At 72.9% G+C, this 12,877-nt stretch carries 12 protein-coding genes; 8 read left to right on the top strand and 4 right to left on the bottom strand.

Annotated elements, in window-relative coordinates; genetic code table 11:
• Positions 1 to 36: 36 nt before the first annotated feature.
• The 6 genes from ACQP2Y_RS08835 (at position 37) to ACQP2Y_RS08810 (ending at position 6,557) form a co-directional block, all read left to right on the top strand.
• On the top strand, positions 37 to 1,122 hold the full coding sequence (locus tag ACQP2Y_RS08835; protein ID WP_433731844.1) for a PucR family transcriptional regulator: 1,086 nt from the start codon (positions 37 to 39) through the stop codon (positions 1,120 to 1,122).
• Positions 1,123 to 1,287: 165 nt separating this feature from the next.
• On the top strand, positions 1,288 to 2,460 hold the full coding sequence (locus ACQP2Y_RS08830; protein WP_433726227.1) for an acyltransferase domain-containing protein: 1,173 nt from the start codon (positions 1,288 to 1,290) through the stop codon (positions 2,458 to 2,460).
• A gap of 31 nt (positions 2,461 to 2,491) precedes the next feature.
• A complete protein-coding gene (locus tag ACQP2Y_RS08825) occupies positions 2,492 to 3,442 on the top strand; it encodes a beta-ketoacyl-ACP synthase III (protein ID WP_433726225.1) in 951 nt (316 codons plus the stop codon).
• Between the two features lie 31 nt (positions 3,443 to 3,473).
• Positions 3,474 to 3,716, top strand: coding sequence for an acyl carrier protein (locus tag ACQP2Y_RS08820; protein ID WP_023359558.1), 243 nt, complete (start codon positions 3,474 to 3,476; stop codon positions 3,714 to 3,716).
• A 1-nt stretch (position 3,717) separates the two neighbouring features.
• Positions 3,718 to 4,944, top strand: a complete 1,227-nt coding sequence (fabF, locus tag ACQP2Y_RS08815; protein ID WP_433726222.1) for a beta-ketoacyl-ACP synthase II — start codon at positions 3,718 to 3,720, stop codon at positions 4,942 to 4,944.
• 224 nt (positions 4,945 to 5,168) lie between these two features.
• The gene (locus ACQP2Y_RS08810; protein WP_433731842.1) at positions 5,169 to 6,557 is read left to right on the top strand and encodes an acyl-CoA carboxylase subunit beta; all 1,389 of its coding nucleotides are present in this window, start codon (positions 5,169 to 5,171) and stop codon (positions 6,555 to 6,557) included.
• A 5-nt stretch (positions 6,558 to 6,562) separates the two neighbouring features.
• Here the strand turns inward: ACQP2Y_RS08810 and ACQP2Y_RS08805 are convergent, their stop codons facing one another.
• Positions 6,563 to 7,444, bottom strand: coding sequence for an NADP-dependent oxidoreductase (locus ACQP2Y_RS08805; RefSeq protein ID WP_433726220.1), 882 nt, complete (start codon positions 7,442 to 7,444; stop codon positions 6,563 to 6,565).
• Positions 7,445 to 7,529: 85 nt separating this feature from the next.
• Between ACQP2Y_RS08805 and ACQP2Y_RS08800 the strand changes: the two genes are divergently transcribed.
• On the top strand, positions 7,530 to 8,528 hold the full coding sequence (locus tag ACQP2Y_RS08800; RefSeq protein WP_433731840.1) for an AraC family transcriptional regulator: 999 nt from the start codon (positions 7,530 to 7,532) through the stop codon (positions 8,526 to 8,528).
• Here ACQP2Y_RS08800 and ACQP2Y_RS08795 read toward each other — a convergent pair.
• Both ACQP2Y_RS08795 and ACQP2Y_RS08790 read right to left on the bottom strand, forming a co-directional pair.
• Entirely contained in the window at positions 8,521 to 10,257 is a 1,737-nt protein-coding gene (locus tag ACQP2Y_RS08795) for a glycoside hydrolase family 3 protein (RefSeq protein WP_433726218.1), read from the bottom strand. The genes ACQP2Y_RS08800 and ACQP2Y_RS08795 overlap by 8 nt on opposite strands.
• A 401-nt stretch (positions 10,258 to 10,658) precedes the next feature.
• The gene (locus tag ACQP2Y_RS08790) at positions 10,659 to 11,150 is read right to left on the bottom strand and encodes a DUF3145 domain-containing protein (protein ID WP_212991880.1); all 492 of its coding nucleotides are present in this window, start codon (positions 11,148 to 11,150) and stop codon (positions 10,659 to 10,661) included.
• A 252-nt stretch (positions 11,151 to 11,402) separates the two neighbouring features.
• On the opposite strand from ACQP2Y_RS08790, the gene ACQP2Y_RS08785 reads away from it, so the two are divergent.
• Positions 11,403 to 11,732, top strand: a complete 330-nt coding sequence (locus tag ACQP2Y_RS08785) for a hypothetical protein (RefSeq protein ID WP_433726216.1) — start codon at positions 11,403 to 11,405, stop codon at positions 11,730 to 11,732.
• A gap of 409 nt (positions 11,733 to 12,141) precedes the next feature.
• Here ACQP2Y_RS08785 and ACQP2Y_RS08780 read toward each other — a convergent pair whose 3' ends face one another.
• The gene (locus ACQP2Y_RS08780) at positions 12,142 to 12,867 is read right to left on the bottom strand and encodes a carbonic anhydrase (RefSeq protein WP_433726214.1); all 726 of its coding nucleotides are present in this window, start codon (positions 12,865 to 12,867) and stop codon (positions 12,142 to 12,144) included.
• Positions 12,868 to 12,877: the final 10 nt, after the last annotated feature.

Genomic DNA, 12,877 nt, shown 5'->3' with positions numbered 1-12,877 from the left:
CGCGCCGGGGCCCTGGCCAGCGCCAGCGTCGCCCGGATGGACGAGACCCTGCCCTGGTTCCGGGCCCTGCCGGCCGACCAGCGCTCGTGGGTCATGCTGGTCGCCCAGGCCGGCGTCCGCTCGCTGGTCGAGTGGCTGCGCTCGGGCGGCACCGCGGCCGGCACCCAGGAGATCTCCGACGAGGTCTTCGCCGCCGCCCCGCGCGCCCTGGCCCGCTCGATCACGCTGACCCAGACCGTCGCCCTCATCAAGGTCACCATCGACGTGGCCGAGGCCGAGGTGACCAGCCTGGCCGCGGCCGGCGAGGAGGAGGCCCTCGCGGTCGCCATCCTCAAGTTCTCCCGGGAGATCGCCTTCTCGGCCGCCCGGGTCTACGCCCGCGCCGCCGAGTCCCGCGGCGCCTGGGACGCCCGGCTGCAGGCGCTGCTGGTCGACGCCCTGCTGCGCGGCGACTCCTCCGACGTGCTGGCCAGCCGGGCCGCCGCCCTGGGCTGGGCCGACGCACCCCCGGTGGCCGTGGTGGTGGGACGCACCCCCGGCGGTGACATCACCGCGGTGCTGCACTCGGTCTACCGGGCCGCCCGGCGGGCCCGGGTCGAGGTCATCGGCGGCGTGCACGGCGACCGGCTGGTGGTCGTGCTCGGCGGGGTCGCCGACCCGCTGGTCGCCGCCGGGCACCTGGCCGCGAGCTTCGGCGAGGGACCGATCGTGGTCGGCCCGGCCGTCCCCTCGCTGGACCAGGCCACCGAGTCGGCCCGGGCCGCCCTGGCCGGCTTCCGGGCGGCGCGCGCCTGGCCCGGCGCCCCGAACCCGGTGGCTGCCGACGACCTGCTGCCGGAACGGGCCATGGCCGGGGACTCCGAGGCCCGGCGGGCGCTGCGGCACGACGTGTACGGCGCACTGTCGCGCGCCGGCGGCGGGCTGCTGGAGACGCTGGATGCCTTCTTCGCGGCCGGCGGCGTGCTGGAAAGTGCCGCCCGCGAGCTGTTCGTGCACCCGAACACCGTGCGGTACCGGCTCAAAAGGGTCGCCGAGGTGACCAGTCTGTCGCCGCTGGACGGCCGGGACGCGTTCGCGCTGCGGATGGCTCTGACCATCGGGCGCCTCGACCCTGCGAGCTAAATCACCGGGCTTCGCGGTCCTTCACGCACCGCCGGAAGAGCCCCGATATCATGCCTAATCTGGGCGAAGCACAGGGGTGTTTGTAGGAAAGCTACAACGCCGGTCGTAGGGTTTGGTCCCGTGCAGCAACCCCGGAACGACCTCGCATCCGGAAGAGTCGACTCCGTGCTCGCCGTACTCTCGCCCGGCCAGGGTTCCCAGAAGCCCGGCTTCCTCTCCGGATGGCTCGGCCTGCCCGGGGCCGAGGCCCGGCTGACCTGGTGGTCCGCGCTCTCCGGCGTCGACCTGATCCACCTCGGCACCGAAGCCGGCGCGGACGACATCAAGGACACCGCCCGCACCCAGCCGCTGCTCGTCGCGGCCGCCCTGCTCGCCGCCGAGCACCTGCCGATGCACGACGTCGCCCTGGTCGCCGGGCACAGCGTCGGTGAGCTCGGCGCCGCCGCCCTCGCCGGGGTGCTGTCCGCCGAGTCCGCCATCACCCTCGCCGGGGTCCGCGGCCGCGAGATGGCCGCCGCCTGCGCGCTGGAGGCCACCGGCATGAGCGCCGTGCTGGGGGGCGACGCCGACGAGGTGATCGCCGCGATCGAGCGCCACGGGCTCTACCCGGCCAACCGCAACGGTGCCGGTCAGGTCGTTGCCGCCGGTGCGCTGGACGCGCTGGCCAAGTTCGCGGCCGAGCCGCCGGCCAAGGCCCGGGTCATCGCGCTGCAGGTCGCGGGGGCTTTCCACACGCCGTACATGGCGCCGGCCGAGCAGGCCCTCGGGGCCGTCGCGGCCGGCGTGCCCGTCGCCGACCCGGCCCGGATCCTGCTGTCCGACCTGGACGGCGCCGCCGTCAACCACGGCCGCGAGATGCTGCGGCGCCTGGTCCGCCAGGTCACCGCCCCGGTCCGCTGGGACCTGGTGCTGCGCAACCTGCGCGACCTGGGCGTCACCGGCATCATCGAGCTGCCCCCGGCGGGCACCCTGGCCGGGCTGGCCAAGCGCGAGCTCAAGGGCGAGAACGCCCCCGAGATCGTCACCCTCAACACCCCGGACGACCTGCCCGCCGCCCGCGACCTCATCGCCCGGCACGGCACCGCCTCCACCCACGAGCCCACCCCGCTCTTCCGGGTCGTGGTCGCCCCCAGCGCCGGGCTGTTCCAGCCCGCCGAGGGTCTGGCCGAGGGCGTGGACCTGCGGCAGGGTCAGGTCATCGGCCAGGTGACCACCCGGCAGGGACCGGTCGAGGTCGCCGCGCACGCCGCCGGGATCCTCACCGAGTGGCTCGCCCACCACGACGACCCGGTAGCCCCCGGCCAGCCGGTGGCCCGCATCGGCGGGCAACAGCAGTGACCACGTCCGTCGCGAACGAAGGAGCAACACGATGACCGCGGGTTCCCGCATCGTCGCGATGGGCCACTACCAGCCCTCGCGCATTGTCACCAACGACGATCTGGCCAAGATCGTCAACACCAACGACGCGTGGATCAAAGACCGGGTCGGCATCGCCGAGCGTCGCATCGCCGACGCCGAGTCGGTCGCCGACATGGCCACCTTCGCCGCGGAGAAGGCCCTGGCCGGCTCCGGGCTCAGCGCCGCCGACATCGACATGGTCGTCGTGGCCACCTGCTCCTCCATCGACCGCTGCCCCAACGTCGCGACCCGCGTCGCCGCCCGGCTGGGCATCACCGCCCCGGCGGCGATGGACCTGAACACCGCCTGCTCCGGCTTCTCGTACGCCCTGGGCACCGCCGACCACGCGATCCGGGCGGGCGCCAGCCGCAACGCCATCGTCATCGGCGCGGAGAAGCTCTCCGACGTCACCGACTGGACCGACCGCACCACCGCCGTGCTCTTCGGTGACGGCGCCGGCGCGGCCGTCGTCTCCGCGGTCCCCGACGGTGAGCAGCCCGGTGTCGGCCCGGTGCTCTGGGGCTCGGCCCCGGAGAAGGGCGACGTGCTGCGGATCGAGGGCTGGCAGCCGTACATCCAGCAGGAGGGCCAGATCGTTTTCCGCTGGGCGACCACCGCGCTGGCGCCGTTCGCCCTGCAGGCGTGCGAGCGGGCCGGCGTCCGGCCGGAGGAGCTCGCCGCCTTCGTGCCGCACCAGGCCAACACCCGCATCATCGACGGCATCGTCAAGCGCCTGGGCCTCGGCCCGGACGTCGTCGTCGCCAAGGACCTGGTCGAGTCCGGCAACACCTCCGCGGCGAGTGTGCCGCTGGCCCTGTCCAAGCTGGTCGAGCGCCGCGAGGTGCCCTCGGGCGCCCCGGTCCTGCTCTTCGGCTTCGGCGGCGGCCTCACGTACGCGGGTCAGGTCATCCGCTGCCCGTAGCTTTTCCCACCATCGAGAGGAACCACCGAACATGGCAACCCGCGCTGAGATCACTTCCGGCCTCGCCGAGATCCTCGAGGAGGTCGCCGGGGTGAACCCGGACGACGTCGCCGAGGAGAAGTCCTTCACCGACGACCTGGACGTCGACTCGCTGTCCATGGTCGAGGTCGTGGTGGCCGCCGAGGAGAAGTTCGGCGTCAAGATCCCCGACAACGAGGTGCAGAACCTCAAGACCGTCGGCGACGCCGTCTCCTTCATCGAGGCGAACCACTGACATGAGCACCACTGACGTCGTCGTCACCGGGCTCGGCGCGACGACCCCGCTCGGCGGGGACGTCGCGTCCACCTGGGACGCCATGCTCGCCGGCCGCTCCGGGGTGAGAGCCCTCACCCAGGAGTGGGCCGCGCAGTTGCCCGTCCGCATCGCCGCGGAGCTCGCCGTCGACCCGTCCGAGGTGATGGAACGGGTCAAGCTGCGCCGGCTGGACCGCTCCGAGGCGATCGCGCTGATCGCCGCCCACCAGGCCTGGGCCGACGCCGGCCTGAAGGACTCCGGGCTCGACCCCGAGCGCTTCGCCGTGAGCTTCGGCAGCGGCATAGGCGGTGCGCAGACTCTGCTCAACCAGGACGACATCCTGGAGGCCTCCGGGCCGCGCCGGGTCAGCCCGCACACCGTGCCGATGCTGATGCCCAACGGCCCCGCCGCCTGGGTCGGCCTCGAGCTCGGCGCCCAGGCGGGCGTCCACTCGATGGCCAGCGCCTGCGCGACCGGCGCCGAGGCGCTGTCGCTGGGCCTGGACATCATCCGTTCCGGCCGGGCCGACGTGGTCATGGCCGGCGGGACCGAGGCCGTGATCCACCCGCTGCCGATCGCCGGTTTCGCCTCGATGCGGGCCATGTCGACCCGCAACGACGAGCCGGAGAAGGCGTCCCGGCCGTGGGACAAGGGCCGCGACGGCTTCGTGCTCGGCGAGGGCGCGGGAGCGCTCGTCCTCGAGCGCGCCGACCACGCCATCGCCCGCGGCGCGACGATCTACGCACGGCTGGCCGGAGCCGGCATCACCTCGGACGGCTACGACATCGTGCAGCCGCACCCCGAGGGCGCCGGCGCGATCCGGGCGATCCGCCGGGCGATCGAGGACGCGGGCCTCACCAAGGCCGACATCGTGCACGTCAACGCGCACGCGACCTCCACCCCGGCCGGGGACATGACGGAGATCGCGGCGCTGCTCACGGCGGTGGGCGACCACCCGGTCCTCACCTCCACCAAGTCGATGTCCGGGCACCTGCTCGGCGCGGCCGGCGCCCTGGAGTCGATCGCCACAATCCTGGCGATCCGCGACAGCGTCGTCCCCCCGACCATCAACCTCGACGACCCCGACGACAAACTGTCGCTCGACGTGGCCGCGCACAAGGCCCGCCAGCTCGACATCCCGGCGGCGCTGAACAACTCGTTCGGCTTCGGCGGGCACAACGTCGCCCTGGTCTTCACCCGCGCCTGACGGGTCCGGTCGGTCACCGCGCGGTCGGGTTTCCACGCCGCGCGGTGACCGGCCGATCCTCACCTCGCGCGGTCCGGTTTCCGCCCGCACGGTGACCGGCCCGGTGCTCACGCCGCGCGATCCGGTCTTGACCCCGCACGGTGACCGGTCCGGTTCCTCACCCCGCGCTGTGAACCGTTAGGAGAAGCGCCGTGACCACGACCTCATCTCCCGCCGATCCCACCATCGACACCCGTGATCCGCAGGTTCGCCTGCGGGCGCTGTTCGACGGCGGCACCCTGCGTCTGCTCGCTCCGGCGGACGACTCGGGCGTGCTGTGGGCCCGGGGTGAGGTCGACGGCACGCCGGCGATCGCCTTCGCCACCGACGCCACCCGGATGGGCGGGGCGATGGGCGTCGAGGGCTGCCGGCATGTGGTCGACGCGATCGACACCGCGGTCCGCGAGCGGGTGCCGGTGCTGGGGCTGTGGCACTCCGGCGGGGCGCGGCTGGCCGAGGGCGTGGTCGCGCTGGACGGGGTGGGGCAGATCTTCGCGGCGATGGTGCGCGCGTCCGGGCGCGTACCGCAGATCTCCGTGGTCCTCGGGCCGGCCGCCGGCGGCGCGGCCTACGGCCCGGCGCTGACCGACATCGTGATCATGAGCAAGGCCGGCCGGATCTTCGTGACCGGGCCGGAGGTGGTCCGCAGTGTCACCGGTGAGCAGGTCGACATGGAACGCCTCGGCGGTCCCGAGCCGCACGGCCGCCGCTCCGGCGTCGTGCACATCACCACCAAGGACGACGAGAGCGCGCTGGCCGAGGCGCGCAAGCTGACCGTCCTGCTCGGCCGGCAGGGCCGGCTCACCCCGGCGGACGTCGCGGCGGGCAGCACGCCGGGCCATGACCTGGCCCAGGCCATGCCGGCCCAGGCAAACCGGGCGTACGACGTGAAGCCGGTGGTGCGGGCGCTGCTCGACGAGCCCGGCGTGGAGTTGCACGCCAAGTGGGCCCCGAACGTGTCGACGACGCTGGGCCGCTTCGGTGGTCGTACGGTCGGCGTCATCGCCAACAATCCGCTGCGCCTCGGCGGTTGCCTGGACGCGTCCAGTGCGGAGAAGGCCGCCCGGTTCGTGCGGATGTGCGACTCGCTGGGCGTACCGCTGATCGTGCTGGTGGACGTACCCGGGTATCTGCCGGGTCTCGGCCAGGAGTGGGACGGCGTGGTCCGCCGCGGCGCGAAGCTGCTGCACGCGTTCGCCGAGGCGGTCGTGCCGCGGGTGACGCTGGTGACCCGCAAGGCGTACGGCGGCGCGTACATCGCGATGAACTCCCGCGCGCTGGGCGCCACGGCCGTGTTCGCCTGGCCGACAGCCGAGATCGCGGTCATGGGCGCGGGCGCGGCGGTGAACATCCTGCACCGCAAGCGGCTGGCGGCAGCCCCGCACGAGGAGCGCGAGGCGCTCCGCGAGACGCTGGTCGAGGAGCAGCTGCACACGGCCGGCGGGGTCAACCGGGCCCTGGAGATCGGCGTGGTCGACGACGTGATCACGCCGGACCAGACCCGCCGCCGCATCGCGGAAGCCCTGGCCGCGGCGCCGGCGGCCCGCGGCGCGCACGGCAACATCCCACTCTGACCCGGTCAGCGGGACGGCGTCACAATGATCTTGCCGTGGGTACGGCCTGATTCCGCGAGCCGGTGCAGCTCCGGCAGGTCGTCGAGCGTACGGCGGTCAGTGATCACCAACCGCAGCACGCCTTCGTCGACCAGCCGTACCAGCGTGGCGAGGTCGGCCGGATCGTTGCGGGTGACCATGTACCGGGCGGTCACCGACGCGGACGACTCGATCGGGGTGGCAACCGTGATGATCCGGCCGCCCCGCCGGACCAAGGGAACGAGTGCGGCCGCGGCGGCGGGGTCGATCGCCGCGCAGTTCAGCACGGCGTCGACCGGCTCCCCCACCGTCAACCGGCCGGCGGTGTAGTCGAGCACCTCGTCGACGCCGAGGCTCCGGACCGTCGCGGCGCTGCGGGGGCTTGCGGTGGCCAGCACGTACGCGCCCGCATGCTTGGCCAGCTGGACCGCGAAGCCGCCGATGCCGCCGCCTGCGCCGTTGACCAGGACGCGTTCGCCCGGGGTGATGGCGGCGTGTTCGGTGACGGTCTGCCAGGCGGTCATCCCGGCCAGCGGCAGGGCAGCCGCGTCGGCAAGCGGGACCGTGGCGGGGGCTGGGACCAGGGACGTGGCCGGGGCCACCGCGAATTCGGCGGCCGCGCCTGCGTCGAGCATTCCGAGAACTGGGTCGCCGTCGACGGTGCCCGCGACGTCCCAGCCCACGGTTACCGGCAGTACGACCGGAAACATCGTTGCGAGCAAGCCGGAACGCAGCGCCGTCTCGGTCGGGTTCAGAGACGTGGCGGCCACGCGGATCAGGACCTCACCGGGTCCCGGGAGCGGTTGGGGGATGTCCTCGACGCGGATGACGTCCGGGCCGCCGTACTCGTGGATGCGCGCAGCTCTCATGACCACCGACCGTAGGCGGGTCGGTGAGGACGACCTATGCTTTCAAGTCCTGGAAACCTTCGCGATCGTCTCGGCGGGTGCGGCGATGGATGTGCTCAGTGATGTGCTCGCCGTGCAGCGGACCGGGCGGCCGCGGTCGATGCTGCTCGGGTGGGATGCGCCGTGGGCGCAGGAGTTCGCCGAGGTGCCCGGGGGGATGGGCTTTCAGGTGGTCCTGCGGGGGTCGCCGTGGCTGCTTCCACCCGGTGGTGCCGCGCCGGTTCGGCTTCACGCCGGGGATGTTGTGTTCCGGCCGCACGGTCGTGCGCACGCCCTCGCCGACAGGCCGGACGCCGTGCCGGCCCCGTGCACGGACGCTTCGACCATCCGCATGATCAATGTCTCGGGGCTGGGCATCGGCGGGCCGCCGCCGTTGCCGCCCGGATGGAATCGTCCGGGGTCAGTCCCCGGCGCCGGCACTCCGGATCCGTTCGCGGAGGAGCCCGGGACACGGCCGCACGGGCAGGAGGTGGTCACGCTCTGCGGCGCGTACGAGATCGACCCGGCGCAGGTCCACCCGCTGGTCCACGACCTGCCGGAAGTGATCCACCTGAGCCCCACCGACGAACTGCGCGCCGCCGTCGGCCTGCTCACCGCCGAGCTGGAACACCCCCGCCTCGGCACGGACGCCGTCGTGCCCGCGCTGCTGGAGATGCTCCTGCTCTACCTGCTGCGCCGCTGGTACGCCGAGCAGCCCGCCGCACCGACCGGCTGGGCAGCGGCCCTGCGCGACCCGGTGACCGCCGCCGCCCTGCACGCCATGCACGAGGACCCCGGCCGCCCCTGGACGGTGGCCACCCTCGCCGCGCACGCCGGCCTGTCCCGGGCGCCCTTCGCCCGTCGCTTCAACGCCCTGGTCGGCCGGCCGCCGCTGGCCTACCTGACCTGGTGGCGGATGACCGTGGCGGCACGGCTGCTGCGTGACTCGGACGCCACTGTGGCCACCGTCGCGCACCGGGTCGGCTACGCCTCCGAGTTTGCCTTCGCCACCGCCTTCCGGCGCCGGCACGGGTCAGCGCCGGGACGCTTCCGGCGGCTCACTTGACGCACGCGCTGCGCGGTAGCTTGCCGACCGCGACCGGGGATCTGCCCGGCGCCGCCGCTTTGCCGGCGAGCACCGTGGCCAGGGCCGTCAGCGCGAGCGGACTGGACGAGTAGGTCGCAAGCAGCGTCGGCGATCGCGACCCGGCCAGCAGCTGCGGAGTGTCCATGATGACAGTGATCGTCGCGTCCGGACTCAGGTCGGTCTGCCGGTCGCCGTACCCGATGAGGTGCACGACCGTGCCGCCCGCCGCCTGGACCTTGACGCCCGCGTCCTGCAACGCCTTGACCAGGGTGATCCGGGCGGCCTCCCGGCCGCCGGACGCGGTGACCGTGACCGGCCCGGACACCAGCGGCCCGGAACACGGGCCCTTGAGCAGGGTGATCGCGGCCGCGTCGGCGGCGCCGACGGCCCGCACGTGCTCGGCCGAACCGAGCGCGGACAGCTCCGGCCGCACCTGCGCGGCGGTACGGAACTTGAGCGTCAGGACGCGGGTGACCGCCTCGACGAGCCGCTCCCGCTTGAGGCTGCCGTCCTTGAGCCCGGCCAGGATGCCGTCCCGCGCACCGACCAGATCCGGCGGCATGAGCAGGATGTCGTTCCCGGCGTTCAGCGCGCGGACCGCCGCCTCGCCCGCCGGCCACTTCATCGCGGGCGGCATGTTCATGGCGTCGGTGATCGCCACCCCGCCGAACTTCAGCTCACCCCGCAGGACATCCGTCATGATCTTGCGCGAGAACGTCGCGGCGACCCCCTTGTCGAGGCCTTCGACATCCAGGTGCCCGGACATGACCACGCCGGCACCCGCGGCGATCCCGGCGGCGAACGGCGGCCGGTCCTCGCTCTCCCACTTCGGCCGGCTCTGCGCGACCACCGGCAGGTCGTCGTGGCTGTCCCCCGCGGTGTGCCCATGACCAGGGAAATGCTTGAGCGCCGCGGCCACCCCGGCGCCCTGGATCCCGCGCACAGCGGCCTCGACCTGGGCGGCATTCGCCTTCGGGTCGGCGCCGAACGACCGCGAGCCGATCACCGAACTGCCCTGCGGCCCCAGCGTGTCGGCGACCGGGGCGAAGTCGAGGTTGATCCCCATCGCGGCCAGCTCCGTGCCGGCCGCCCGCCAGGCGCCCTCGGTCAGCTCGGGCCTGCCCGCCGCCCCGAACGCCATCGCGGACGGCAGCAGGGTCACGCCGGTCTTGACCCGGGTGACCACGCCGTACTCCTGATCGGTGCCGATCAGCAGCGGCGCGCCGCCGGGCAGGCCGGTCGCCACCCGCTGCAGGCCGTCGGTCAGCGCCCGCACCTGCTTCGGATCGTCCACATTCGTCGCCGGATTGGTGGCGCCGGTCGGGTCGTCCGGGGTGAACGCGACCAGGATCAGCCCACCGAGGCCGAACTTGGTGACCATCTCGGCGGGGGTCGCCACGCCGGCGATCCGCTTGTTGCCGGCGGCGGCCGTCTCGTCTACCTGGTCGGCCTTGTCGCCGTAGGCATAGGGCATCAGGACCTGGCCGGCCAGCTGGGCGTCGGTGAAGGTCTTGACGGCTTCGCGCGCCCGGGCGGCAGGATCGCCGGTCGGGGCAGCGCTGACGGAAGGCGCGGAAGCGGCGGGAGACGCTGAGGCTGGAGCAGGTCGCGGCTGCTGCGGCGCATCACTGCTGCCGCACCCGGCCAGCAGAGACAAAGCCACGGGTACGGCCACAGCAACGCGAAACGCCCTCTTCACGGCTGTCATTCGATCAGCTCCCGAGCGCGTAGACAAACCGGTCCACCCCAGGAACGGGGGCAGGCGCACCCCCTTGACAACGGGCGGGCCGACCCCACCAACGACGTGCCGCTAAGGGAAAGGTCGGGCCGACTTCCGGCCCGAACGGCAAGGTCGACGGGAAGTCGGCGCTCGACCGGGCTGCGAAGCCAGCGGCTGACCAGCAGGCGGTCAGTCGGCGAGGTAGGGCCTCGCCAGGACAACGTCCCGCTGGCGAGGAACGGCGTAGGCCAGCGCCCAGCCCCCGCAGTCGGCGGGTGACCGCCCGCAGCTATCACGGCGGGTGCCCGCCCGCAGCTATCAGCAGGTAACCGGCCCGGTTCCCCGGCCATGATCCAGCCACATGACGCAGGACCACTCCTGGCGTTGGATCAGCCCACCCGGGTGAGCAGGGTGACCGGCGCACCGTCACCGGCGTACCGGTACGGCTCAAGCTCGGCGTCCCACGCTGTGCCCAGCGCCTTCTCCAGGGCATGCGAGAGCGCCTCCGGAGCCTTGGCCGCGGCCATGATGGCCCGCAGCCGATCCTCACCGATCTGGATGTCACCGGACGCCCCGATGGTGCCGCGGAACAGTCCGCGGCCCGGGACGTGCATGAAACGCTCCCCGTCGACTCCGGGGCTCGGTTCCTCGGTGACCTCGAAACGGATCATGGGCCACTGCCGGAGGGCAGCAGCCAGCTCGGCGCCAGTCCCGGGCCGTCCGGTCCAGCTGCACTCGGAACGCCGCATGCCGGGGTCTACCGGCTGCGCCGTCCAGTGCAGATTGACCGGCGCGGTCAGGACGCGCGCGATCGCCCACTCGACGTGCTGGCACACGGCGAGTGGAGTCGAGTGGACGTATACGACGCCACACGTTGGCACGGTGACCTCCCGGAGACCGAGGTGCGTCTTCCCCTACGACCTCGACCGCGGTTGATCGTGCTCCATGATGCCGGGTGGTACGGATGGTGCGCCAGAGAAACCGCAATATCGACATGTGAATGGCCGTCGAGGCACACCTGACCTAACGGCCGAACCCCGTCCGGCGGCACGGCCATGCCGGGTTCGTGTAGGCTGGCTGCGGCATTTTCTGCCGACAACTTTGCCGAGGAATACCTAGCTAGGAGTACCGCCGTGGCCAGCAACACCTCAAAGACCGCCCGCGCATCAGTCCGCGCCGGCCAGGCCGGTCAGGGCGGGGCCCTGAGCGTGCTGGGTGAGTTCAAGTACCTCATCCCGCTCGCCGAAGGGCGCTTCGCCTACGTGCGTAACCTGACCAACGGCAAGACCAACCACCTCCGCACCGACTCGGACGCCTTCGTCGAGGAGATCCGCACCCTCGCGGCCGCCGGCCACGGCGCCAAGATCCGCGCCGAGATCGAGGGCCTGGACGCCTCGTTCCCGCAGCACGGCTGGGGCGCGACCGAGAAGCGCCTCGCGGACGCCGGCGTCTTCGAGAGCTGAGCAACCCCGCTACAAAGGCGCTCTCCAGACCACGAGGTCCGGGGAGCGCCTTTTTGCGCCCACTGAAGATCACGACAAGTTGATCAGCGCGCCGGGGGCTGCGTGGTCACTCGGGCGGCAAGGCAGCGCGCAATGGCGGCCGTCAGCCGAGGCCACCGATGGCCAGGCCAGGACGACGCAGCCCAGACCACGGGCCGACGAAACGGGCACGACGGCGCCAGGCCTGGCCCGGGCGAGGTGGCCCGGCCGACGTCGCCCGCAAGGGTGAGGTGGCCAGGGCGCCCGGGCGCGCTCGGGCGACGGGGCCGGGCCGGCGTGGCGCAGCCAACCCACGGAGACCAGAACGACCTCACCGGTCGCTGCCGTTGCGAGCGCTACGGAGTGCAGCCAGCCACGACCCACGGCCCAATCAGCTGAGCAGCTCGACCAGCCCGGTGTCGAGGTCGTAGACCGCCCCCGCGACCCCGACCTTCCCCGCAGCAATCGCCGCCGGCACCCCCGCCACGTCCTGCATCCGCTGCACCGTCCGCGCCACATGAGCCCGCATAGCCTTGGCCGTCACCTCGGGATCATCCAGCCCGACCGCCCGCACCGCAGGCTCGATCTCATCCACCAGATACCCCACGTCCCCGTCCGGGCGGTCCCCCGCCCGCAGGGCGGTCACCGTAGCGTCCACCGCGCCGCACCGAACGTGGCCCAGCACCATGATCAACGGCACGTTGAGGGCCGACACGGCGAAGCCGACCGAGCCGAGCACCGCGTGGTCGACCACGTGACCACCGGAGCGGACCACGCAGATCGAGCCGAATGTCTGGTCGAAGATCGCTTCCAGCGGCACCCGCGAGTCGATGCAGCCCAGGACCACGGCGTGCGGGAGCTGCCCACCGGACGCCGCCGCAGCAGCCGACACGTCGTGGCCGTGCAGCGGCCGGCCGCTGACGAACCGGCGGTTGCCGGCGATCAGCTCCGCGAGCGCGTCATCCGGCCGCACGATCCGCGCCGGGGCGTCCGGGCGGTCGGCGACTGTCGCAGGCGCGGGCCCCGCGGCCGGGACCGCTCCGACCATGGTCGATGAACTCGAGGCGGCCGCCGGGTGCACCGGCGCTGCCTGTTCCGCAGGTGAGGAAGCCGTCATGGCTCTGATT

The organism is Actinoplanes sp. CA-051413, assembly GCF_050955795.1.
Taxonomy (GTDB): Bacteria; Actinomycetota; Actinomycetes; order Mycobacteriales; family Micromonosporaceae; genus Actinoplanes.
This window is presented reverse-complemented; position numbering and strand designations above follow the sequence as displayed.